At 75.1% G+C, this 22506-nt stretch carries 22 protein-coding genes and 1 other RNA gene; 11 read left to right on the top strand and 12 right to left on the bottom strand.

The window, feature by feature from the left end:
- Positions 1-41 precede the first annotated feature (41 nt).
- From RND61_RS16440 to RND61_RS16430, 3 genes are read left to right on the top strand one after another with little or no spacing between them, the layout of a single operon-like run.
- Complete coding sequence (locus RND61_RS16440) at positions 42-881, top strand: Nif3-like dinuclear metal center hexameric protein (protein ID WP_315878705.1); 840 nt, start codon at positions 42-44, stop codon at positions 879-881.
- A complete protein-coding gene (locus RND61_RS16435; RefSeq protein WP_315878756.1) occupies positions 878-1621 on the top strand; it encodes a zinc ribbon domain-containing protein in 744 nt (247 codons plus the stop codon). The genes RND61_RS16440 and RND61_RS16435 overlap by 4 nt, the downstream gene beginning before the upstream one ends.
- Positions 1621-3024, top strand: a complete 1404-nt coding sequence (locus tag RND61_RS16430) for a bifunctional RNase H/acid phosphatase (RefSeq protein WP_315878704.1) — start codon at positions 1621-1623, stop codon at positions 3022-3024. Before RND61_RS16435 ends, RND61_RS16430 begins: the two co-directional genes overlap by 1 nt.
- Here RND61_RS16430 and eda read toward each other — a convergent pair.
- The 4 genes from eda to RND61_RS16410 form a co-directional block, all read right to left on the bottom strand.
- Positions 2967-3677, bottom strand: coding sequence for a bifunctional 4-hydroxy-2-oxoglutarate aldolase/2-dehydro-3-deoxy-phosphogluconate aldolase (gene eda, locus RND61_RS16425; protein ID WP_315878703.1), 711 nt, complete (start codon positions 3675-3677; stop codon positions 2967-2969). The two genes, RND61_RS16430 and eda, sit on opposite strands and share 58 nt — an antisense overlap.
- Before the next feature lie 422 nt (positions 3678-4099).
- Positions 4100-4882 (bottom strand): peroxide stress protein YaaA, encoded by a 783-nt coding sequence (gene yaaA / locus RND61_RS16420; RefSeq protein ID WP_315878702.1) that lies wholly within the window; start codon positions 4880-4882, stop codon positions 4100-4102.
- Positions 4883-5210: 328 nt separating this feature from the next.
- A complete protein-coding gene (locus RND61_RS16415) occupies positions 5211-6026 on the bottom strand; it encodes a hypothetical protein (RefSeq protein WP_315878701.1) in 816 nt (271 codons plus the stop codon).
- The gene (locus tag RND61_RS16410; RefSeq protein WP_315878700.1) at positions 6023-7033 is read right to left on the bottom strand and encodes a MerR family transcriptional regulator; all 1011 of its coding nucleotides are present in this window, start codon (positions 7031-7033) and stop codon (positions 6023-6025) included. Before RND61_RS16410 ends, RND61_RS16415 begins: the two co-directional genes overlap by 4 nt.
- Before the next feature lie 76 nt (positions 7034-7109).
- On the opposite strand from RND61_RS16410, the gene rnpB reads away from it, so the two are divergent.
- Positions 7110-7511: RNase P RNA component class A (rnpB, locus tag RND61_RS16405), an RNA gene on the top strand.
- A 512-nt stretch (positions 7512-8023) separates the two neighbouring features.
- Positions 8024-8206 (top strand): hypothetical protein, encoded by a 183-nt coding sequence (locus RND61_RS16400; RefSeq protein WP_315878699.1) that lies wholly within the window; start codon positions 8024-8026, stop codon positions 8204-8206.
- 174 nt (positions 8207-8380) lie between these two features.
- Here the strand turns inward: RND61_RS16400 and rpmB are convergent, their stop codons facing one another.
- The 3 genes from rpmB to RND61_RS16385 all read right to left on the bottom strand — a co-directional run bounded on the left by rpmB (position 8381) and on the right by RND61_RS16385 (position 11123).
- A complete protein-coding gene (gene rpmB / locus RND61_RS16395) occupies positions 8381-8605 on the bottom strand; it encodes a 50S ribosomal protein L28 (RefSeq protein WP_315878755.1) in 225 nt (74 codons plus the stop codon).
- A 727-nt stretch (positions 8606-9332) separates the two neighbouring features.
- Positions 9333-10202: a PhzF family phenazine biosynthesis protein gene (locus tag RND61_RS16390; RefSeq protein WP_315878698.1), complete on the bottom strand. Its 870-nt coding sequence runs from the start codon at positions 10200-10202 to the stop codon at positions 9333-9335.
- A 159-nt stretch (positions 10203-10361) separates the two neighbouring features.
- Positions 10362-11123: an SDR family oxidoreductase gene (locus RND61_RS16385; RefSeq protein WP_315878697.1), complete on the bottom strand. Its 762-nt coding sequence runs from the start codon at positions 11121-11123 to the stop codon at positions 10362-10364.
- Between the two features lie 96 nt (positions 11124-11219).
- Here RND61_RS16385 and RND61_RS16380 point away from each other — a divergent pair, with 96 nt between their 5' ends.
- Entirely contained in the window at positions 11220-12845 is a 1626-nt protein-coding gene (locus RND61_RS16380; RefSeq protein ID WP_315878696.1) for an alkaline phosphatase D family protein, read from the top strand.
- A gap of 6 nt (positions 12846-12851) precedes the next feature.
- Here the strand turns inward: RND61_RS16380 and RND61_RS16375 are convergent, their stop codons facing one another.
- Positions 12852-13838, bottom strand: coding sequence for a Gfo/Idh/MocA family protein (locus RND61_RS16375; protein ID WP_315878695.1), 987 nt, complete (start codon positions 13836-13838; stop codon positions 12852-12854).
- Positions 13839-13920: 82 nt separating this feature from the next.
- Between RND61_RS16375 and RND61_RS16370 the strand changes: the two genes are divergently transcribed.
- Both RND61_RS16370 and RND61_RS16365 read left to right on the top strand, forming a co-directional pair.
- Positions 13921-15249 carry a multidrug effflux MFS transporter gene (locus RND61_RS16370; protein WP_315878694.1) on the top strand — a complete coding sequence of 443 codons (1329 nt, stop codon included), beginning with the start codon at positions 13921-13923 and terminating at the stop codon, positions 15247-15249.
- Positions 15246-16238, top strand: coding sequence for a small ribosomal subunit Rsm22 family protein (locus RND61_RS16365; RefSeq protein ID WP_315878693.1), 993 nt, complete (start codon positions 15246-15248; stop codon positions 16236-16238). The genes RND61_RS16370 and RND61_RS16365 overlap by 4 nt, the downstream gene beginning before the upstream one ends.
- Before the next feature lie 243 nt (positions 16239-16481).
- Here RND61_RS16365 and ddaH read toward each other — a convergent pair whose 3' ends face one another.
- Positions 16482-17315: a dimethylargininase gene (ddaH, locus tag RND61_RS16360; protein WP_315878692.1), complete on the bottom strand. Its 834-nt coding sequence runs from the start codon at positions 17313-17315 to the stop codon at positions 16482-16484.
- Between the two features lie 162 nt (positions 17316-17477).
- Between ddaH and RND61_RS16355 the strand changes: the two genes are divergently transcribed.
- Positions 17478-18107: a TetR/AcrR family transcriptional regulator gene (locus tag RND61_RS16355; protein WP_315878691.1), complete on the top strand. Its 630-nt coding sequence runs from the start codon at positions 17478-17480 to the stop codon at positions 18105-18107.
- A 200-nt stretch (positions 18108-18307) separates the two neighbouring features.
- On the top strand, positions 18308-19057 hold the full coding sequence (locus RND61_RS16350; protein ID WP_315878690.1) for a bifunctional DNA primase/polymerase: 750 nt from the start codon (positions 18308-18310) through the stop codon (positions 19055-19057).
- A gap of 64 nt (positions 19058-19121) precedes the next feature.
- On the opposite strand, the gene RND61_RS16345 is transcribed toward RND61_RS16350, so the two are convergent.
- A complete protein-coding gene (locus tag RND61_RS16345) occupies positions 19122-20072 on the bottom strand; it encodes a hypothetical protein (protein WP_315878754.1) in 951 nt (316 codons plus the stop codon).
- Complete coding sequence (locus RND61_RS16340; RefSeq protein WP_315878689.1) at positions 19990-20970, bottom strand: FTR1 family protein; 981 nt, start codon at positions 20968-20970, stop codon at positions 19990-19992. The genes RND61_RS16345 and RND61_RS16340 overlap by 83 nt, the downstream gene beginning before the upstream one ends.
- A 143-nt stretch (positions 20971-21113) precedes the next feature.
- Here RND61_RS16340 and RND61_RS16335 point away from each other — a divergent pair, with 143 nt between their 5' ends.
- On the top strand, positions 21114-21803 hold the full coding sequence (locus RND61_RS16335; protein ID WP_315878688.1) for a PhzF family phenazine biosynthesis protein: 690 nt from the start codon (positions 21114-21116) through the stop codon (positions 21801-21803).
- On the opposite strand, the gene RND61_RS16330 is transcribed toward RND61_RS16335, so the two are convergent.
- Positions 21793-22464, bottom strand: a complete 672-nt coding sequence (locus RND61_RS16330) for a biliverdin-producing heme oxygenase (protein WP_315878687.1) — start codon at positions 22462-22464, stop codon at positions 21793-21795. The genes RND61_RS16335 and RND61_RS16330 overlap by 11 nt on opposite strands.
- Positions 22465-22506 lie beyond the last annotated feature (42 nt).

Below are 22506 nucleotides of genomic sequence, written 5' to 3'. Positions count from 1 at the left end.
GGGCGGCCGGGCCCGGCGGGGTTGCGGGTAGCCTTGGGGGCGTGCCACGTCTTACCGAAGTCCTCGCCGAGCTCGACGCCCTCTGGCCCCCCGAGCGGGCCGAGCAGTGGGACGCCGTCGGCACGGTCTGCGGCGACCCCGACGCCGAGGTCGACCGCGTCCTCTTCGCCGTCGACCCCGTCCAGGAGGTCGCCGAGGAGGCGGTCCGGCTCGGCGCCCAGCTGGTCGTCACCCACCACCCCCTCTACCTGCGCGGGACGACCACCGTCGCGGCCTCCCACTTCAAGGGCCGCGTCGTGCACACCCTCATCAAGCACGACATCGCCCTGCACGTCGCGCACACCAACGCCGACACGGCCGACCCCGGTGTCTCCGACGCCCTCGCGGGCGCCCTCGACCTGCGCGTGGTCGGCCCCCTCGTACCGGAGAACGGCCTCGGCCGGATCTGCGAGGTGGACCCGCCGGAGACGCTGCGCGCGTTCGCGGCGCGCGCCGCCGAGCGGCTCCCCGCCACCGCCCAGGGCATCCGCGTCGCGGGCGACCTCGACGCGACGGTCCGCAGGGTCGCCGTCAGCGGCGGCTCCGGCGACAGCCTGTTCGACGCCGTCCGCGCGGCCCGCGTCGACGCGTTCCTCACCGCCGACCTGCGCCACCACCCGGCCTCCGAGGCCACCCAGCACTCCCCGCTCGGCCTCGTCGACGCGGCCCACTGGGCCACCGAGTGGCCCTGGTGCGAACTGGCCGCCTCCCAGCTCGACGAGATCTCCGACCGCCACGGCTGGAACCTGCGGGTGCACGTCTCGAAGACGGTCACCGACCCGTGGGCCGCCCACCACACGTCCCCCTCCGCTCACCACACCTCCCCTGGAGCCCCCAACTGAACGCCGCGCCCGCCGACCAGATCCGACTCCTCGACGTCCAGTCCCTCGACACGCGCCTGTCGCAGCTCGCCCACAAGCGCAGGTCCCTGCCCGAGCACGCCGAGATCGAGGCGCTGACCAAGGACCTCACCCAGCTGAGGGACCTGCTCGTCGCCGCGCAGACGGAGGAGAGCGACTGCGCCCGCGAGCAGAAGAAGGCCGAGCAGGACGTGGACCAGGTCCGCCAGCGCGCCGTCCGCGACCAGCAGCGGCTCGACTCGGGCGCCGTCACGTCCCCGAAGGACCTGGAGAACCTCCAGAAGGAGCTCGTCTCCCTGTCGAAGCGCCAAGGGGACCTGGAGGACGTCGTCCTGGAGGTCATGGAGCGCCGCGAGTCCGCGCAGGAGCGGGTGGACGAGCTGACCGAGCGCGTCGCCTCCGTGCAGGCGAAGGTCGACGACGCGACGGCCCGCCGCGACCGCGCGCAGGACGAGCTGGACACCGAGGCGGCGGCCGTCGCCAAGGAGCGGGAGCTGGTGGCCGGTTCCGTGCCGGCGGACCTGATGGGGCTGTACGAGAAGATCCGGGGGCAGCAGGGCGGCGTGGGCGCGGCCCGCCTGTACCAGCGCCGCTGCGAGGGCTGCCACATCGAGCTGAACATCACCGAGGTGAACGAGGTCCGGGCCGCCGCGGCCGACACCGTCGTGCGGTGCGAGAACTGCCGCCGCATCCTGGTCCGCACGGCGGAGTCCGGCCTGTAATGAGCGGGGTGCGGCTGCGCGAGCTGATCGTCGAGGCCGACGGCGGTTCCCGGGGCAACCCGGGCCCGGCCGGGTACGGCGCGGTGGTCCTGGACCCGGTGTCGGGCGAGGCCCTGGCGGAGGCCGCCGAGTACATCGGCGTGGCCACCAACAACGTCGCCGAGTACAAGGGCCTCCTCGCCGGGCTGCGCGCGGCGCGCGAGCTGGCGCCGGACGCGTCGGTGCGGGTGCGGATGGACTCCAAGCTGGTCGTCGAGCAGATGTCCGGGCGCTGGAAGATCAAGCACCCGGACATGAAGCCGCTCGCGGCGGAGGCCGCCCGGATCTACCCGCCCGGACAGGTCTCGTACGAGTGGATCCCGCGCGAGCGCAACAAGCACGCGGACCGTCTCGCCAACGAGGCGATGGACGCGGGCCGCCAGGGTCGCCAGTGGCAACCGTCCACCTCGCGCGCCGCCCTGGACGCGACCGCGGCCCGCGTGGTCGGCGACGCGGCGGCGGGCGCGGCGAAGGCCCGGGCGGCCCTGACCGGGGCGGCGGGGCCGGCGGACCGGGAGGCGGTCGCCGGTCCCGCCGCCGCGCTGTCCGGCGGTACGGCGACCGGCAGCCCCGGTCCCGCCGCGACCGCCCCTGCCGCGACCGCGACCGTGCCCGGTCCCGTCGCGCCCGCCCCCGTGTCCGGGTCGGCCCCCGTGCCCGCCGCGACCGCGCCCGCGCCCTCCGCTGGTGCGGCGGCGACGCCCGCCACGCCTTCCGTCGGATGGGCCGCGCCCGCCGACCTCGGGGCGCCCGCCACGTTCGTCCTGCTGCGGCACGGGGAGACCGCGCTGACGCCCGAGAAGCGGTTCTCCGGCAGCGGCGGCGGGGACCCGGAGCTCTCGCCCGCCGGGCGCCGGCAGGCCGAGGCCGCCGCCGCCGCGCTCGCCGCGCGCGGCACCGTGCAGGAGATCGTCTCCTCGCCGATGCTGCGCTGCCGCCAGACCGCGCTGACCGTCGCCGGGCGCCTCGGCCTCGACGTACGGATCGAGGACGGGCTGCGCGAGGCGGACTTCGGGGCGTGGGAGGGCCTGACCTTCGCCGAGGTGCAGGAGCGCTACCCGGACGACCTGGACGCCTGGCTCGCCTCACCGAAGGCCGCCCCCACGGGCGGCGAGTCGTTCGCGGCCGTGTCGCGCCGGGTCGCCGCGGTCCGCGACCGGCTGACGGAACGTCATGCGGGCCGTACCGTCCTGGTCGTGACGCACGTGACGCCCATCAAGACGCTGGTCCGCCTGGCGCTGGGCGCCCCGCCCGAGGCGCTGTTCCGGATGGAGCTGTCCGCCGCGTCCCTCTCGGCCGTGGCCTACTACCGGGACGGCAACGCCTCGGTCCGGCTCCTCAACGACACGTCACACCTGCGCTGACCGCCGCCCGGCGGGGCCCCGCCGAGCGCCGCCGCCTCGCGCGCCAGGGACGTGATCCGCGTCCAGTCCCGGGCGGCGAGCGCGGCGGGCGGCGCCACCCACGTACCGCCCACGCAGTCGACGTTCGGCAGGGCCAGGTACTCCCGCGCCGACACCGCCGAGATGCCGCCCGTCGGGCAGAACCGCGCCTGCGGCAACGGCCCGGCCAGCGCCGCCAGGTACGCGGCGCCGCCCGCCGCCCCCGCCGGGAAGAACTTCATCTCCCGCACCCCGCGCTCCAGCAGCGCCAGCGCCTCCGACGCCGTCGAGACACCGGGCAGGTACGGCACCCCGGACGCCTCCATCGCGTCGAGCAGCCCGCCCGTGCAGCCGGGGCTCACCAGGAACCGCGCGCCCGCCGCGACGGCGTCCGCCACGGCCCGCGCCGACACGACCGTGCCCGCGCCGACCAGGCACTCCGGCACCTCGGCGGCGACCGCCCGGATCGCGTCGAGCGCGGCCGGGGTCCGCAGGGTCACCTCGACGGCCCGCAGCCCGCCCGCGACCAGCGCCCGCGCCAGCGGTACGGCGTCGGCGGCGTCCTCGACGACCACGACGGGCAGCACGGGGGCGGCCGACGCGGACAGCGCGGCCGGCAGCGGTTCCGGCGTCATGCCCGGCATCCTGCCCCGGCCCGGCACCTTCCGCAACGGCCGTTGCGCAGAGCGCAACACCCCGTCCTGCGGCGGCGGTCCGCCCCTACCCGTGCACGCCCCACCCACGGCCCCGTGCTCCGACCGCGACGGCCTTACCCACGTCGCTCACCCACTCGGCGGCGGTCCGTCCCCGCCTTGCGGCGGCGGCCTGTCCTGCGGCGGCGGCCCGTCCCGCGGTGGCGGCCTGTCCCGCGACGACGGTCCTTGCCCACGACGCTCACCCCGCCTTGCGACGGTGGCCCCGTCCTGCGGCGGCGGCCCGTCCTGCGACGGCGTCCGCCCCGCGATGGCGGCCCGCCCCGCGACGACGGCCCTTGCCCACGACGCTCACCCCACCCCGCGGTGGCGGTCCGTCCCATCCCCCGCTACCCCGGCGGCGGTCAGTGGACCTCGTCCACCAACACGTCCAGCGACCACGCCTTCCCGGCCCGTCCCGGCGCCTCGCACTCCACCGCGTACCCGAGGCCCCGCAGCGCCTCCACCAGCTCGCCCGGCGTCGCGGGCGCCGCCCCCGACTCCAGCAGACCGCGTACGATCCGGCCCTTCGTCGCCTTGTTGAAGTGGCTGACCACCTTCCGGGTCGGCGCGTGCAGCACCCGCACCGTCGCCGTGCGCCCCGCCACCTCGCCCTTCGGCTTCCACGCCGTCGCGTACGCCGCCGACCGCAGGTCCAGCACCAGCCCGTCCCCGGCCACCTCCGGCATGACCTCCGCCATCGGCCCGCGCCAGTACGCGCCGAGCGCCCCCAGCCCCGGCAGCTTCACCCCCATCGAGCAGCGGTACGAGGGGATCCGGTCGTCGATCCGCACCGCGCCCCACAGCCCGGAGAACACCAGCAGCGACGCCCGCGCCCGCTTCCGCGCCGCCGCGTCCAGCGTCGCCAGGCCCAGCGCGTCGTACAGGACACCCGTGTACACCTCCCCGGCGGGGCGGGCCCCGGCGGTCGGCATCGCGGCGTTCTTCGCGACCTCGCCGCGCAGCCCCTCGCTCAGCCCGAGGACCTCGCGCGCCTTCTCCTCGTCGGCGGCGCACAGCTCGACCAGCTCCGCGAGCACGGCGGCCCGCGCCTCCGCCAGCCCCGGCAGGGACAGCGCGTCCGGCTCCAGCGGCGCGCCGCGCCCCGAGGCGGCCTTGCCCTCCGACGGCGGCAGCAACACGAGCACGGTGGTTCTCCTCACATACGGACGGGGGCGGGGGATACGGCCCCCGGCCAGCGTACAAAGTGCCGCGCGACGTCCCGTCCGGCGTGCGCGCCGGAGCGGAAACCGGGAGCCTCCCACCGGCCCGCCCGGAGCCCCGGTTCACCCGGCCCCGAACCGGCCGGCCGTCCCCTCCACCCATCCGCCGGTAGTTCTGGTGGCGGCCCGTCCGGAACCCCGGCGGTGGCGGCCCGTCCGGAGCCCTGGTGGTGGCCGTCCGGAGCCCCGGCGGTGGGGGCCCGCCCGGAGGGCTGCGGGGAGCCGCCGCCGGGGGAGCGGTGGGGCGTACGGCTCACGCGGGCGCACCAGGGGCGGGAGAAGGCGCCGTCCGTGCCCGCCCGAGCGCGGCCAGCAGCGCCCGCGGGTCGTCGGCGTGGAACCGTACGACGCGCACCTCCCGCCGCTTGCCGAGCAGCCCCACGGCCTCCACCGGCGTCGCCAGCTCCAGGGTGAGCGAGGTCTGCCCGCCGACCTTCAGGTCCAGCTCCCCCTCGGCCCTCTCGTGCGTGAACAGCGGTTCGTGCCGGACGGCGGCGACGGCGTCGAGCGGTACGGCGAGGTCCACGTGGCACCCCTGCCGCAGCCGCAGCACCCGCCCGTCCAGCAGGTGGGGCCGGGTGACGGAGGCGGCGTGCAGACCCAGGACGAACAGCACGGTGTACACGTCGAGCACCAGGAACACCTCGTGCACCACGGGTACGTCCCGCAGCAGCCAGAACATCCCCACCGCCTCGACGGCGCACACGAACGTGAAGCCGTACATGAGCGCGGCCTGGTCCCGGGCGTGCCCGAACGCCTCGACGCCCCCGCCCACACCGTGTCGCCGCCGCCCCGCCCACCGCACCAGGCTCACCATCAGGCCCAGCTCGTGCCCGGCGATCCGGACGACGGGCTCCGGCACGACCTCGTACAGCGCCTCGCGCCGGGAGAGCCCCCGGCGGCGGGCCCCCCGGTACACGGCGACCCCCAGCAGCACGGCGGCGACGGCGAGCACCTCCAGCGCGTGCAGCACGGGTACGGGTATCGCCACCCCGGCGGCCAGGCACACGGCGAGCACCGCCTCGACGGGCAGGAGGGCGTACGCGGCGCCCCGCAGCAGCCGCTTCACCGCCCGCCCCCCGCCCGCTCACCACGCCCGGCACCCCCGGCCCGCCCAGGGTCCTTGGTCCGCCCGGCGTCCTGGGCCTGCCCACCGTCCTTGGCCCACCCGGCCTCCGTCGCCCGTCCGGGGTCTTCGACCCGTCTGGTGCCCTCAGCCCGTCCACCGTCCTGGGCCCGTCCGGCATCCCCAGCCGGCCCCGAGTCCTCCGCCCGCCCGGGGGCCTCCACCCGCCCCGCGGCGATCCGCAGGGCCCGCCGGACCACCTCGGCCTGGGCGGGGGAGAACTCCGCGAGGAACGCCCCCTCGAACCCGCCGCCCCCGCCCCAGGCGTCCAGGTCGAGCTCGGCCGCCCGCTCCGCCACCTCGTCCGGCAGCAGTCCGGCGAGCAGCGACGCGGTGGGCCCGACCCGCGGGTCCCCGGCCCCGGCGCCGTCCAGCTCGTCCAGCCGCGCGTACAGGTCGTAGGCACGCTCCAGCGCCTCCGGCCCGGCCACCGCGTCCCGCATGGCGGCGACCATCCGCCGCCCCTCCTCGTTGGCGAACGAGGAGTCCATCAGGGTCAGCAGGTCCCGGTCGAGCGCCGCCATCCTGGGCTCCGGCCCGCCGCGCCCGGCACCGGTCCGGGCCATGTCCGCGAACAGCGCGGCCAGCTCCGGCGACACGGGCCCCTCGGCCGGCAGCCGCCCCTCGCGGGCCTGCCCCAACAGCACCGCCAGCCGCTCCCGCCGCGCCCGCACCTCGGCCTCCTGCCGGGCCAGGTCGGCGTCCAGTTCCTCCAGCACCTCGACGAGCTCCCGCCCTGCGTCGTCGGCGAGCACGTCCCGCACCTCGTCCAGGGACAAGCCCAGCTCGGCCAGCCGCCGCACCCGCGCCAGCAGCACCGCGTCCCGCAACCCGTACTCCCGGTACCCGTTGCCCCGCCGCGGCGGCTCGGGCAACAGCCCGATCCGGTGGTAGTGCCGTACGGCCCGCGTGCTGACGCCGGCGAGCCGGGCGATCTCTCCGATCCTCATACGGCCAGTAGAAACGTTGACGCAGCGACAAGGTCAAGCGCGCCACCGGGGCGGGTACCATGGGCGGCACGGCAGACGAGCCGGGCGGACGGCCGCGTGGGGATCGAAGGATCCCCCCGAGGAACGTCCGGGCTCCACAGGGCAGGGTGGTGGGTAACGCCCACCCGGGGTGACCCGCGGGACAGTGCCACAGAAAGCAGACCGCCGGGGGCCTCGGCCCTCGGTAAGGGTGAAACGGTGGTGTAAGAGACCACCAGCGCCTGGGGTGACCCAGGCGGCTCGGTAAACCCCACCCGGAGCAAGGTCAAGAGGGGCCGTCGCGAGACGGCCCTGCGCGGACGTTCGAGGGCTGCCCGCCCGAGTCCGCGGGTAGACCGCACGAGGCCGGCGGCAACGCCGGTCCTAGATGGATGGCCGTCACCCCGACGACCGCGAGGTCCCGGGGCACAGAACCCGGCGTACATGCCCGACTCGTCTGCCGCCCAGGGCCCCTGACCAGAAAAACCACTGGCCGAGGGCTCTTTTTGTGGAATTCCGGAGGTTGGCAATACCCCATTCCACACCGGTTCAAAAGAGACCGTGCGGCTATGTACTAAGCCGCGTAATAGCCACGAAGGCCGGGGTGGTACGAGAACTCGACATACCCCAGCGGCATCACCCGAATGACCCCAGCCGCCCTCGTCCTCCTCAAAAGGGAACACGGCCGCACCACGTAACGAAAGTATGCGGGGCGTCACCGGCCGTTACTGATGAGGCTCCGCTGTGCGCCTGCCGGCCCTCCATGCGGACATGGCACCCCGCACCCCTCCGGACCGCCAAGCCGTCCCACGGCAGACACATCCGCTCCAACCAAGCGAAAAGGGTCCGTCAGCAATCTGACGGACCCTTTTGCAGGATCGAGGCTAGTGCCGGCCGGAGCTGGAGCCCCGGAGTCGTGGAGGCTCAACCGGCCTAGGTGTTGCGCGTCAACCGATCAATGAGTCGTTGACCGTGCTGACTGAACTCGGGATCATTCAAGGCCACGGGAGCGAAATCTTCGCCAGAAAGCTCCCGCCCAAGGTGATCCTCAAGGCAGCCGACGCACCGAATTCCATCCGGATCATGACCGGACGCAGCCCACACATCATCCCGGAGCGTGTACCACTCATCGGGGCCCGTCTGTGGAGCAGTTGATGTACCACAACCATCGCAGGCGAAGATGTCCCGTGCAAACTTCCGCCGAATGCGCAGGAAATGGCGAACATCTCACAACAAGTCTTTTGCTCGCGCAGCGACAGTAGACTTAATCTGACTGATCTTTTGCAGGAAGTGTCGATGTTCGCCCGTGGCTACCTCGCGTTCCGTCGCTTATGAAGCAACGCGACGCTCCACCTTGCCCCTCTTCAGGCAGGACGTGCAAACCTTCAGACGGGTCGGCGTACCGTTGACCGTCGTCTTCATGGGCTGCACGTTCGGGTTGAACCTCCGCGCCGAACGCCCCTGCACCCTGCGGTGAATGGCGTTCTTACCCAGGCGGGCGACAGACTTACCGAAGGAAGGCTCCTTGCCACAAACATCGCAACGCTGAGCCATTAAAATCTCCACTTCCAGAAACGGGCCGCCGCGCATTTCGATTAGACGGGCACCATGCAACGACAGTAGACCAAGGAAGTCTAACACAGCCCCCAACGCCAATCTCACGCCGTATGCAGTAGGGGGTTTCACTCTGAAGATGCAGGTCACGGGGTGGTGCGGGTCCTGGGGAAGCCGTGCTTGTTCGCCACGCCCTCGCGGCTGACCAGCCGGTTCGCCCCTTCTGGGCGACAGTGGGCGATGGCCGCGACTCGTCAACGGCCGGTTGCGATCACCGGCGGGCCGGGGTCGTCTTCCAGAGCGGTGAAGCTGCCGTCGACGTCACGACGCAATCACTTCCCGTAGGCACTGGTGCACGGGGAGGTGGAGACGCCGCAGCTGCCCACCACGTCACAGCGCCGCTGGCCGCAGTAGACGACCATGAGGACGACCAGGGCGGGCCGGGAGCTCGCGCAAGCCGGAACAGATGTTCTTCAGGTGGCCGCGGACCAGGCCGGAGACGGGATCCAGGGCGGTTCTCGCCAGCGCCCTCGCCAAGGGCGCCGTTCTTTTACGCGGGACCTCCGACCCCGCTTCGCGGGCTTGCGCACTACGCCACTAAGGAAATCGAGACGCAGCGCCTTTTCGCACTCGCGCAGGAGGGTCGCACTGCGGAATCGGCGCCGGCAGCCGATTCCGACAGCGACCTGTGAGGGGGGAAGGGGTCCTGGTGGCTCCGGCGGGGGCGTCACATGCGGGTGCCCGTGCCGGACACGTGGACGCGCGGGTCACCGGCGCGCAGCTCGACCGTCAGTTCCGCCGGGCGGCCCAGGTCCTCGCCCTGGTGCAGGGTGAGGACGGACGGCTCCGGGACCAGGCCCAGGGCGCGGGCGTACGCGCCGAAGGCCGCCGCCGCCGCGCCCGTCGCCGGGTCCTCGACCACGCCGCCCACCGGGAACGGGTCCCGCACGTGGAAGACCGTCCCCGACTCCCGCCACACGAGCTGCACGGTCGTCAGGTCCAGGCGCAGCATCAGGGACCGCAGCCGCTCGAAGTCGTAGTCCAGGTCCGCCAGCCGCTCCCGCGAGCCCGCGGCGAGCACCAGGTGCCGGGCGCCCGCGAAGGCGATCCGCGGCGGCAGGGCCGGGTCCAGGTCCGCGACCGGCCAGTCCAGCGCGGCCAGCGCCTCCGCCACGTCCCCGGCGGCGGCCTCCTCGACGTACGGCTCCACGCTCGTCAGCGTCGCGCGCAGCGCCCCGTCCCGCTCGGTCACCGACACCGGCACCTCGCCGGCCCGCGTCGCGAACACCAGGTCGCCCGGGCCGGTCCGCTCGCCCAGCGCGACGGCCGCCGCGACCGTGGCGTGCCCGCAGAACGGGACCTCCGCGACCGGGCTGAAGTACCGGACGGTGAACGCCCGCCCCGGCTCGCCCAGGCCCTCGGGCGGCGGCGTCAGGAAGACGCTCTCGCTGTAGCCCAGCCGGGCGGTGACCGCCAGCATGTCCGTGTCGTCCAGACCGGTGGCGTCCAGGACGACACCGGCCGGGTTGCCGCCCGCCGGGTCGGCGGAGAACGCGGTGTAGTGCAGGATCTCGGGGGTGCCCTCGCCGGTCGTCATGATCCCCGCAACCCGCGCGTGCCCCCCGTTTGTTCCCGGCTGTTCCCCGTTGTTCCCGGCCGGCCCGGCTGGCCCGGCTGTCCTCCGTTGTTCCCGGCCGGTTCCGCTCGGCCCCGCTGTTCTCCGTTGTTCCCGGCCGGTTCCGCTCGGTGGCGGGTGTCAGCCCCGGCCCAGGTACGGCATCCCCGTCGCCATCACCGTCACGAACGGGATGTTCGCCTCCAGCGGCAGCGACGCCATGTGGACCACCGTCCGCGCCACGTCCGCCGCGTCCATCACCGGCTCCGGAGCGAGCGTGCCGTTCGCCTGGAGGATGCCCTCCTCCATGCGCCGCGTCATCTCCGTCGCCGCGTTGCCGATGTCGATCTGGCCGCAGGCGATGCCGTACGGGCGCCCGTCCAGCGCCAGCGCCTTCGTCAGGCCGGTGACCGCGTGCTTGGTCGCCGTGTACGCCACCGAGTGGGGGCGCGGCACGTGCGCCGAGACGGAGCCGTTGTTGATGATCCGCCCGCCGCGCGGCGACTGCTCCTTCATATGCCGGTACGCCGCCTGCGCGCACAGGAACGCCCCCGTCAGGTTCACGTCCACCACCTGCCGCCACGTCGCGGGGTCCAGCTCCTCGACGGGCGTCCCGCCGCCGGCGAAGGAGCCCGCGTTGTTGAACAGCAGGTCGACCCGGCCGAACCGGTCGCGGACCGCCGCGAACAGCGCCGCCACCTCCTCGGGGGACGTGACGTCCGTCGGGACGCACAGCACCCCGTCGCCCGTCGCCCCCGCCAGCTCCGCCGTCCCCGCCAGGGCCTCCGGGCGCCGCCCGGCCAGGGCGAGCGACCACCCGGCCTCCGCCAGCGCCACCGCCACGCTCCGGCCGATGCCCGAACCGGCCCCGGTCACCACCGCGATCCTCCGCACAGCGTCCATGGGCGCGCAGCGTACGGGACGGTCCGGCACCCGGACCTCACGCGCCCGCCATGTGGATGTCGTGTCCCGGACGAACCGCGGCGGTGTACTCGGCGCATGACGTCCGACACCTCCGAACTCCACGCAGCCGCCCGCCACTTCGGCAGACGCGGCTTCCTCGCCGGCACGGGCGCGGCCGCCGCGCTCGCCTTCGCCGTCGGCATCCCGGCCGCGGGCGCCGCCCAGGCCGCCGAACTCGACGGGCGCCGGATCGCCGACGACCCGTTCACGCTCGGCGTGGCCTCCGGCGACCCGCACCCCACGTCCGTCCTGCTGTGGACGCGCCTCGCGCCCCGCCCGTACGAGCCCGGCGGCGGCCTGCCCGCGGCGCGCGTCCCCGTCCACTGGGAGCTCGCCCACGACGAGCGGTTCACCCGCGTCGTCCGGCGCGGACGGGCCACCGCGCACCCCGAGTTCGACCACACGGTCCACGTGGAGGTGGCCCACCTCGAACCGGGCCGCGTCTACCACTACCGGTTCCGCGCCGGCACCTGGACCAGCCCCGCCGGCCGCACCCGCACCGCCCCGCACCCGGGCGCCCGCCCGGCCGCGCTGCGCATCGCCGCCGTCTCCTGCCAGGCGTACCACGACGGGTACTTCACCGCGTACCGCCACCTCGCCGACGAGCCGGACCTGACCGCCGTCGTCCACCTCGGCGACTACCTGTACGAGTACGCCGTCAACGCCACCGGCGGCGCCCGCGCCTACACCGACCGCCGCCTGCCCGCCCACTTCAACCGGGAGACGGTCACGCTGGAGGACTACCGGCTCCGGTACGCCCTCTACAAGACAGACCCGGACCTGCGGGCCGCCCACGCCGCGCACCCCTTCGTCGTCACCTGGGACGACCACGAGACGGAGAACAACTACGCCGGCGGCACCCCCGAGAACGACGTGCCGCCCGAGGAGTTCCTGCTGCGCCGCGCCGCCGCGTACCGCGCGTACTGGGAGAACCAGCCGCTGCGCCCGCCCCAGCGGCCCACCGGACCCGACATGCGGGTCCACCGCCGGCTGCGCTTCGGGCGGCTCGCCCAGTTCGACGTGCTCGACACCCGCCAGTACCGCTCCGACCAGGCGTACGGCGACGGCTGGCGGGTCCCCGGCCCGGAGTCGCAGGACCCCTCGCGCACCATGCTCGGCGCCGAGCAGGAGCGTTGGCTGCTCGACGGCTGGCGGGCGTCGGACGCGCTGTGGAACGTCGTCCCGCAGCAGGTCGTCCTCGCCCAGCGGCGCAACGTCCCCGGCCCGGACTTCAAGCTCTCCATGGACGCCTGGGACGGCTACCCCGCCGCCCGCCGCCGCTTCCTCGACGGGGCGCGGGCGGCGGGCGTGGACAACCTGGTGGTCCTCACCGGCGACGTCCACGTCGGCTACGCCCTCGACCTGAAGGCCGACTTCGACGACCCCGCCTCGCCGACCGTCGGCACCGAACTCGTCGCCACCTCCGTCAGCAGCGGCAAGGACGGCGCCGACCGGCCCGCCAACTGGGGCGACCTGACCGCCGCCAACCCGCACATGAAGTACTACAACGGGCGGCGCGGGTACCTCCGCGTCACCTTCGACGAGCGGCAGGCCCGCGCCGACTACCGGACGGTCGCCGCGGTCACCGTCCCCGGCGCGCCCGTCGCCACGGCCGCCTCGTTCGTCACCGAGGCGGGCGCGCCCGGGCTGCGCCAGGTGTAGGCGCGGCTACTCGCCGGGGTAGCGGACGCCGATGCGGTCCCGGACCGCGTCGAGCGTCCGCATCACGGCGAGCGTGCCGTCCAGGGGCACCAGCGGCGACTCCTTCTCACCGGCCCGCAGGCAGCGCATCACCTCCGCCGCCTCGTACTGGTAGCTGTCCCGGCGGAGCTCCACCCGGAACTCCTCCGGCTCCCGGCCCTCCCGGTGCAGCGTGAACCCCTCCGGGAAGAAGAAGCCGCGCGGGAACTCGATCCGGCCCGCCGTCCCCGTCACCGACGCGGTCAGCGGGGTGTCCGCGACGACCGAGCAGGACAGCAGCGCCTGGGCCCCGGAGTCCCAGCCGAGCAGCACGCCCGTGTTCAGGTCGACGCCCTGCGGCGACAGCAGCGCGTCGGCCCGGACCCGGTCCGGCTCGCCGAGCAGCAACTGCGCGAACGCGACCGGGTACACCCCGAGGTCCAGCAGCGCCCCGCCGCCCGCGGCCGGGTCCCGCAGCCGGTGCCCCGGGTCGTCGGCCGTGACCAGGCCGAAGTCGGCGTGGACGGTGCGGACCTCACCGATCGCCCCGTCCCGCACCACCTCCACCAGCCGCCGCACGACCGGGTTGCAGTACATCCACATGGCCTCCATCAGGAACGTCCCGCGCTCCCGGGCCAGGTCCACCAGCTCCTCGGCCTCCCGCACGTTCAGCGTGAACGGCTTCTCGCACAGCACGGCCCGGCCCGCCTCCAGGCACAGCCCGGCCGCCGCCCGGTGCGCGGAGTGCGGGGTCGCCACGTACACGACGTCGACCTCGTCGTCGGCGGCGAGCTCCGCCCACGTCCCGTACGCGCGCGGAATCCCGAACCGCTCCGCGAACGCCTCCGCCGGGGCCGCCGACCGCGAGGCCACGGCCACCACCTCGGCCTCGTCCGGCATCTCCAGCAGGTCCCGCGTGAACGACGCGGCGATCCCGCCCGTCGCCAGCACACCCCAGCGCACCTTCCGCCCCACGCCCCGACCCCTTCGCTTGACGTTTAAACCATCCTGGTCGAGCTGAGAGCATAGGCGGGAACCACCCAGGACAGGAGACGAGATGCCGGAGAGCGGCCCGAGCACGCAGGGACAGACCGTCCGAGGACCGATACCCACCACCCGAGCCGAGACCCCGACCGCTCCGCCGCCCCCGGCCGCGCGCCGCGCCGCCGGCCTCCTCGTCACCCTCGTCCTCGGCGGCCTGACCGCGCTGCCGCCGCTCTCCATGGACATGTACCTCCCGGCCCTCCCGGAGGTCACCGGGTCCCTGCGGTCGCCCGCCGCGACCGTCCAGCTCACCCTCACCGCCTGCCTCGCCGGCATGGCGCTCGGCCAGCTCGTCGTCGGCCCGATGAGCGACAAGTGGGGGCGCCGCCGCCCCCTCCTCGCCGGCATGGCCGTGTACGTCCTCGCCACCGCCGCCTGCGCGCTCGCGCCGAACGTCGCGCTGCTCATCGCGTTCCGGCTGCTCCAGGGCCTCGCGGGCGCGGCGGGCATCGTCATCGCCCGCGCCGTCGTCCGCGACCTGTACGACGGCGTGGAGATGGCCCGGTTCTTCTCCACCCTCATGCTGATCTCCGGCGTCGCCCCCGTCGTCGCGCCGCTCATCGGCGGGCAGATCCTGCGGACCACGGACTGGCGGGGCGTCTTCCACGTCCTCACCGCGGTCGGCGCGCTGCTCACGTTCGTCGTGTGGAAGTGGCTCCACGAGACGCTGCCGCCCACCCGGCGGCACGGCGGCGGCGTGGGGTCCGCCCTGCGCACCATGCGCGGACTGCTCGCCGACCGGGTGTTCACCGGCTACATGCTGTCCGGCGGCTTCGCCTTCGCCGCGCTCTTCGCGTACATCAGCGCCTCGCCGTTCGTGGTACAGGAGATCTACGGGGCGTCGCCGCAGACGTTCAGCCTCCTGTTCGGGATCAACTCGATCGGCCTGGTCGCCGTCGGCCAGATCAACGGCAAGCTGCTCGTCGGCCGCGTCAGCCTCGACAAGGCCCTCGCCACCGGCCTCGCCGTGATCGTCGCCGCCGCGACCGCGCTGCTCCTGATGACCGGCGGCGTCTTCGGCGAGGTGGGCCTCGTCCCGGTCGCCGCCGGACTGTTCGTCCTCATGTCGGCGATGGGCCTCGCCATGCCGAACACCAACACGCAGGCCCTGATGCGCACCCCGCACGCCGCCGGCTCCGCCTCCGCGCTGCTGGGCACCTCCTCGTTCCTCGTCGGCGCGATCGCCTCGCCGCTGGTCGGCATCGCCGGGGAGCACACGGCCGTGCCGATGGCCGTCGTCCAGCTCGTGTGCGCGCTGGCCGCCGTCGCCTGCTTCCTCGGGCTGTGCCGTCCCTGGCGGCACACCGGCACCCCCGCCGGCCCGCCTACCATGGGTCGGTGAACGCCACCCTCCCGACCTCGGACGCCCTGCGCGCCGCCCTCGCCGGGCTGCTCGACGGGCTGCCGCCCACCAAGGCGGCGCAGGCCGTCGACCGGCTCATCGCCAGCTACCGCGGCACCACCCCCACCGACGCGCCCGTGCTGCGGGACCGCGCGGACGTCGCCGCGTACGCCGCGTACCGCATGCCCGCCACGTTCGAGGCGGTGCGGTCCGCGCTGGCCGCCCTGCGCGATGCCGCGCCCGGGTGGCGGCCCGCCACCCACGCCGACGTCGGCGGCGGCACCGGAGCGGCGAGCTGGGCGGTCGCCGAGGCGTGGGGGGAGGAGGGCGGCGGGGCGCCCCGCACCACCGTCCTCGACTGGTCCGAACCCGCCCTCGCCCTCGGCCGGGAGCTGGCCGCCGCGTCCGGCGCGCCCGGCCTGCGCGGCGCCGAGTGGCGGCGGGCCCGCATCGGCGGGGCGCTGCGGCTCGACCCGGTGGACCTCGTCACCGTCTCGTACGTGCTGAAGGAGCTGGCCCCGGCCGACCGGGCGGCGCTCGTCGCCGAGGCCGCCCGTGCCGCCGCGGCCGTGCTGATCGTCGAGCCGGGCACCCCCGACGGGTACGAGCGGATCATCGCCGCCCGCGACCAGCTGACCGGGGCGGGCCTGCGGGTCGCCGCCCCCTGCCCGCACAGCGCCGCCTGCCCGATCGCGCCGGGCACCGACTGGTGCCACTTCTCGGCGCGGGTCAGCCGCTCGTCGCTGCACCGGCAGGTGAAGGGCGGCTCCCTCGCGTACGAGGACGAGAAGTTCGCGTACGTCGCGGCGGTCCGCTTCCCGGTGGAGCCGGCGGTCGCGCGGGTGGTGCGCAGGCCGCAGATCCGCAAGGGGCAGGTCCTGCTCGACCTGTGCACCGCGGAGGAGGGCCTGCGACGCGACACGGTCACCAAGCGGCACGGCGCGCGGTACAAGGAGGCCCGCGACGCCGAGTGGGGCGACGCCTGGTAGGGCCCGCTCCGCCCCGGGGGGCCAGGGGGTGCCGGGAGGACGGACGCCCAGCGCCGCGCGCCCGCGCGCGATCGTCCTCCCGGCCCCGCGCGTCCTCCCGGCCCCGCGTGCCTTCCGGCACCCGCATGCCCTCCCGGTCCCCGCGCGTCCCTCCGGCTCCACGGGGCGGACCACGGGGCGGCGCCCCGGCGCGCGTCGCACGCGCCTGACGGCTGCGCGCCCCTCGGCTCCCGGGCCGCCGCGTCAGGCCGCGCCGGGCGGGGTGCCGCGCAGCTCCTGCGTGCAGCACTTCACGCTGCCGCCGCCCTTGAGCAGCTCGCCCAGGTCCATGCCGACGGGCTCGAACCCGCGCCGCCGCAGCGGCGCGAACAGGCCGACCGCCGCCTGCGGGAGCAGCACGTGCCGCCCGTCGCTCACGGCGTTCAGCCCGAGCGCCGCCGCGTCCGCCTCCTCGGCGACCAGCGCGTCGGGGAACAGCCGGGCCAGCACCCTGCGGCTGCCGGGCGAGAACGCGCCCGGGTAGTACATGACCTCGTCGGCCGCGTCGTCCAGGACGCACAGCGCCGTGTCCAGGTGGTAGTAGCGCGGGTCCACCAGGTCCAGCCCGATCACCGGCCTGCCGAAGAACTCCTGCGCCTCGTCGCCCGCCAGGGACGTCGAGCGGAAGCCCCGGCCGGCCAACAGGTAGGAGGCCGTGACGGCGAAGTCGCCCTCGCCCTCGTTGACGTGCTCGGGCTCGTGGACGTCCGGGTAGCCGCGGGCGCGGAACCAGGCGCGGTGCGCCTCCGCCTCGGCCGCCCGCTCCGGGTACAGGAAGCGGGCGCCCAGCACGCGGCCGTCGACGACGGTGGCGCCGTTGGCGGCGAACACCATGTCGGGCAGGCCGGGTCGGGGCTCCAGCAGTTCGACGGTGTGGCCGAGGGCGCGGTAGCGGTCCCGCAGGTCCTCCCACTGGGCGAGGGCGAGCGGGAGGTCGACCGGTTTCGCCGGATCCATCCAGGGGTTGATGGAGTACGTCACCCTGAAGTGCGTGGGTGGGCACATCAGGTAGCGGCGGGGTGAAGCGTCACGAGGCAACGGGGGCTCCTCACGAACGACCGGCGCACGCGGTGTGCGCGCACCGCCATGGTGCGCCGCGGAGCGCCCGCGCGCAGCGGACCGTACGCACGGTCACCGGAGGTTCACCGGAGCGGCCCGAGACGAGACGTACCGGTCCGCCCCCTTGGTAGATTGACCGCCATGTCCGAGCCCCCGGCGGCGTCCCCGCGGACGCCCGACGCCACGCGCCGCAGCGAACGCTCCCGCCGCGCCATCTTCGACGCCGCCCTCGCCCTCGTCGGCGAGGCGGGGTACGCCCGGACCACGGTCGAGGGCATCGCCGCCCGGGCCGGCGTCGGCAAGCAGACCATCTACCGCTGGTGGCCGTCGAAGGGCGCCGTCCTCCTCGACGCGTTCCTCGACCTGGCGGGCCGGTCCGGCGGGGCGGAGGCGGAGACGGCGGGCGGGTTGCCCGACACCGGGGACCTCGCCGCCGACCTCAAGGCGGTGCTGCGCGCCACCGTCGACGAGCTCAACGACCCCCGCTTCGAGGCCCCCACCCGCGCCCTCACCGCCGAGGGCGTCGTCGACCCGGAGCTCGGGGCCCGGTTCGTCGAGCGGCTCCTGGAGCCCCAGCTCCAGTTGTACGTGGAGCGCCTCACCGCCGCCCGGGAGGCCGGCCACGTACGCCCCGGCGTCGACCCGCGCATCGCCCTGGAGCTGTTCGTCGGCCCGCTCACCCACCGCTGGCTGCTGCGCACCCGCCCGCTCACCCACGCCTACGCCGACGAACTCGTCGAGTACGCCCTCCACGGCATCGCCGCCCGCTGAACCCGACGCGTGGACCACCTCACGGTGAACGACGGACGAACGACAGGCATACCCGGACGAAATCCGGCAACCCGGCCGGTTCGGCGGCCCGCCCGGTCGCGACGGCCGCCCCCGGGTCGAGGAGTCCTGTCACCCGCGGCGCGGGATGGTGGGACCATGGCAGGGACCACAGGGGCTCGTACGCAGGTGTGAGGGGATAGATGGGCGACGGCATCGGCCGCTACCGCGGCACGGAGAGCAAACTCGCGCAGTGGCTGCGCCGCCGCCCGAGGAGGTCCGCCGCCGACACGCCGGGCCGGGAGGAACTGCTCCTGGCCGCGGCCGCCGCGGGACTGCCGCTCGCCCCCGCCGCGTACCCGGTCGGCTACCGCTGTTCGTGTGAGCGCATCGGCTGTCCCACGCCCGCCCGCCACCCCGTCTCCTTCGCCTGGCAGACGCAGTCCACCACCGACCGGGCCCAGATCGAGCGGTGGGCGCACGGCCAGCCGCAGGCCAACTTCATCACCGCGACCGGCATGGTCCACGACGTCCTGGACGTTCCGTTGGAGGCCGGTCGCGCCGCGTTGGAGCGGCTGCTCGCCGAGGGCGTCGAGGTGGGCCCGGTCGCGGAGTCGGGGGACGCGCTGGGCGGGGGCCGGGCGCTGTTCTTCACGGCCACGCGCGGCACGCCCGAGGACGAGGACGAGTGGTGGCCCTGCGAGCTGGACTGCCACCCCGAGACGATGGACGAGCACCCGGGCCTGCGCTGGCACTGCCGCGGCAGCTACGTCCTCGTACCGCCGGCGCGGCTGCCCGGCGACCACGCGGTGGAGTGGGTGCGGGGGCCCGAGCACCCGCTGCCGGACCCGCTGACCCTGCTGGAGGCGCTCACCGACGCCTGCGCCCGCCACGCCGAGCAGTACGACGACGGGCACGGCCACCACGCGGTGGCGTGGCCGCTGACCCGCTGACCCGCTGACCCGCTGACCCGCCGGCGGCCGGCGCGCGTGCCGCTGACCCGCCGGCGCACCGGGGTCAGGAGCCCTTGAGGGCCGTCACGCCCTGGATGCGGTTCACGATCGTCACCTGGTCCGCGTCGGCCGGGCCCGGCTTCACGAGGGCGGTCAGGCTCGTCACCCACTCCTTGGTGAGCGTGTCACGGACCTCGCCGGTGAGCAGCGGCTTCTCCTCGGGCGTCACCCGGGGCCGGTAGCCGCGGGCGGTGGTGGCCCGCTCGTAGACGCGGTTCGAGAAGAACACCAGCGCCCCGCCGTCCTCGGTGACCAGCCCCACCGGCGCGAACGCGCCCGTGTCCAGGGCCTGGTCGGCGAACTGGAGCGAGAGCCCCGGCCGGTTGGCGATCTTCGCGCGGTCCTCCCGCAGCCGCGAGGTGTGCGGGCCGTCCGCGAACACCTTCGGCTCGCCGGACTTCATGTACGCGGCGTAGTCCCGGCCCAGATCGCGGGGGGCCGCCGCCAGCGTCGCGCCGTCCGCCGGGGCGGGCGCGGCCCAGCCGTCCGCGTCGGTCCGGAACGCGGGCACCCGGTCGGGGGCGAGGATCGCGAGGTGCGCCGCCTCCCACATCCGGTCGGCCCCCTCGCGGACGAACAGCAGCAGCCAGCGGTTGTCGCCCTCGCCCTCGTCGGTGTCCCGGTTCGAGTCGGTGTCGGCGACGAACCAGCGGGGCCAGCCCGCCTTCTTGGGGATGACGAACTTGGCGTCGCCCAGCTCCAGCGGTTGGTGCCGGGGGTTGCCGTCCGGGTCCGTCACCGACCGCGCCTTCAGACCGGCCTGGTTGATGGCGCCGAGCGAGCCGGTCACCCGGTGCGCGTCGAGGGTCGGGTCGTACGCCTTGTCGGCGGCGTTGTACGCCTCGGTGAAGTCCTTCAGCGCCCGTGCGGCCTCATCGCGGGTCGCCGTCGGCACGACCGCCAGCTCGCCGTGCACCGTCACGCAGCCGCTCGCCGCCAGCGTCAGCGCCGCCACCGCCGCGACCGCCGACAGCGGACGCCGGCCCCTGCGGACCAACCCCCGGCCCAGCACCTTCACCAGCCCTCGCATCGGTTCTCTTCTGCTCCTCGACCCCGACCGGCACCGACCGACCGAACCCTACCGGTGACAGGGCGAGCACGAGTGCCGGCACCAGGTACAGGGCCCACACCGCGACCTGGAGCACCGACGGGTCGGGCCGTACGTTGAGGGCACCCTCCAACAGCGCCCCCGGCCAGTGGTCCGGCGACACCGCGCCGCCCAGGTCGACCGCCCGGTCCGCGAGCAACCCGCCCAGCGGGCCCGCGTCCTGGAGGTCGCGCACCCCCCGCGCCAGCACCCCCGCCGCGACGACGAGCAGCGCGCCGCCCGCCCAGGCGCGGAACCGGGCCGGCGGCAGCCGCCGTACGCCGAGGTGGGCGGCCCAGCCGAGGAGCGCGGCGACGGCGAGGCCCAGCAGCACCATGCCCAGCGGGCCCGCCGACCCGGCCTCGTCGAGGGCCGCCGACACGGCCGCCCACACGAACAGCGCCGTGGCCAGGCCCTCCCGCGCCACCACCAGGAACCCGGCCGCGCCCGCGAGTCCGCCGCGCGCCCCGCACGGCCGGAACACCACCCGCGTGACGCACCCGGCCGCCGCCACCGACAAGACGCCCCCGAGCACCGTGCCCGCCTCCCGCGTCACCTCCCGGTCCCCGTACGTGAACAGCCATCCGAGGCCCAGGGCCAGCAGCGCCGCCGCTGCGGCCCCGCCCCACAGCGCCCGCCCGCCGCCGTCCGCCCGGCCGGGCGCCCCGGCGGCCCCCTGGCCGCGCCCGAGCCACGCGGCGAGCAGTCCGAGGAGCAGGGCGGCCTCCAAGCCGCCGCGCAGCCCTGCCAGATGGGAGCCGAGCACGGGGAGCCTTTCGACGGGTCTTCGACGGGTCCGGCACACGCGCCCGCCGACGGCGTGCTCCGCGGCGGGTCCGCCCACCGTACCGACCGGGCCCCGTCCGCGGACGCCCGCCCCGCGTCCCGACCCCGTGCTTGAATGCCCCGGTGAACACTGCATACGACGTCCTGGCCGTCTTCTGCGGCCCCGACGGGCGGCACGGCAACCGGCTCGGCGTCGTACGCGACGGCCGCGCCCGCCCCGACGAGGCGTCCCGGCAGGCGCTCGCGAAGGAACTCGGCCACAGCGAGACGGTGTTCGTCGACGACCCCGAGCGCGGCGTCCTCGACGTCTACACGCCGAGCGTCCGGCTGCCCTTCGCCGGCCACCCCGTCGTCGGCGCCGCCTGGCTGCTCGACCTGGAGGTGCTCGACCTCCCGGTCGGCGAGGTGTGGGCGCGCCACGACGGGGAGTTCACCTGGATCGGGGCGCGCCCCGAGTGGGCGCCGCCGCGCACCCTGCGCCAGTACGGCTCCGCCGCCGAGGTGGAGGCGCTGGACGTGCCGCCGCCGGGGGTGGGGGCACCTCCCGCGGAGCGGGGGAGGTTGTACGCCTGGGCGTGGGAGGAGGAGGCCGCCGGGCGGGTCCGCGCCCGCGCCTTCCCCGGCCGGGGCGACGGCGTGGACGAGGACGAGGCGACGGGCGCGGCGGCGCTGCTGCTGACGGCGCTGCTGGGCCGGGCCCTGAACATCACGCAGGGCCGGGGCTCGCAGATCATGACGGCCCCGGGCCCCGACGGCGTGATCGAACTGGGCGGACGGGTCCGCCACCTCGGCTCCGGGCCGCTCACGCGCTGAGCGGGTACTCCTCGCCCAGCTCGCGGAAGACGGCCGTGTTGAAGGCGAAGGCGCGCCTGCACTCGTCGACGATCCGCTGCTTCTCCAGGTCGTCGACGTCCACCGAGTCCAGCAGCTCGCGGTAGGCGCGCTTGAACGCCGCCGGGTTGGCGATGGCGTCGAAGACGTAGAAGCGGACGCCGTCGCCCTTGCGCGCGAAGCCCCACTGGCGCTCCGCCCGGTCGCGGATGACCTGGCCGCCGGAGAGGTCGCCGAGGTAGCGCGTGTAGTGGTGGGCGACGTACCCCGCCGGCCAGGTGCGGGCGCACTCCTCGACGCGGGCGGCGTACGCGGCGGTCGACGGCAGCGGCGAGGCGAGGGTCCGCCAGCCGGCGCCCCGCAGGTGCGCGAGGTCCCGCTCCAGCTCCCGGGTGCGGTACAGCTCGGGCCGTATGAAGGGCCCGGCGACCGGGTCGTCGGCCAGCCCGTCCGCGGCGGCCTCCAGGGCCCGGTACACGAACCACAGCTGCTCGGTGTAGCGGGCGAAGGCGTCCACTCCCAGGCGACCGCCGAGCAGGTCGCTCATGAAGGTCGAGTTCTCGGCCTCCGTGTGCGCCCCCTGGGACGCGGTGCGGATGAGGGTCGAGAAGGGGATGGCGGCGGGGGTGGCGCTGGCGTCCAAGGCGGGCCTCCGGGGACCGATGGGGCGGAAAGTCGCGTGGTG

This window comes from Streptomyces tamarix (assembly GCF_032423885.1).
Lineage (GTDB): Bacteria > Actinomycetota > Actinomycetes > Streptomycetales > Streptomycetaceae > Streptomyces > Streptomyces tamarix.
This window is presented reverse-complemented; position numbering and strand designations above follow the sequence as displayed.

Coding starts and splice junctions, on each gene's coding strand:
- RND61_RS16390 (WP_315878698.1), bottom strand. CDS start 10,202: ATGACGACCGGCGAGGGCACCCCCGAGATCCTGCACTACACCGCGTTC.
- RND61_RS16410 (WP_315878700.1), bottom strand. CDS start 7,033: ATGAGGATCGGAGAGATCGCCCGGCTCGCCGGCGTCAGCACGCGGGCC.
- eda (WP_315878703.1), bottom strand. CDS start 3,677: ATGACGCCGGAACCGCTGCCGGCCGCGCTGTCCGCGTCGGCCGCCCCC.
- RND61_RS16430 (WP_315878704.1), top strand. CDS start 1,621: ATGAGCGGGGTGCGGCTGCGCGAGCTGATCGTCGAGGCCGACGGCGGT.
- RND61_RS16350 (WP_315878690.1), top strand. CDS start 18,308: ATGGGCGACGGCATCGGCCGCTACCGCGGCACGGAGAGCAAACTCGCG.
- RND61_RS16370 (WP_315878694.1), top strand. CDS start 13,921: ATGCCGGAGAGCGGCCCGAGCACGCAGGGACAGACCGTCCGAGGACCG.
- RND61_RS16355 (WP_315878691.1), top strand. CDS start 17,478: ATGTCCGAGCCCCCGGCGGCGTCCCCGCGGACGCCCGACGCCACGCGC.
- RND61_RS16385 (WP_315878697.1), bottom strand. CDS start 11,123: ATGGACGCTGTGCGGAGGATCGCGGTGGTGACCGGGGCCGGTTCGGGC.
- RND61_RS16380 (WP_315878696.1), top strand. CDS start 11,220: ATGACGTCCGACACCTCCGAACTCCACGCAGCCGCCCGCCACTTCGGC.
- rpmB (WP_315878755.1), bottom strand. CDS start 8,605: ATGGCTCAGCGTTGCGATGTTTGTGGCAAGGAGCCTTCCTTCGGTAAG.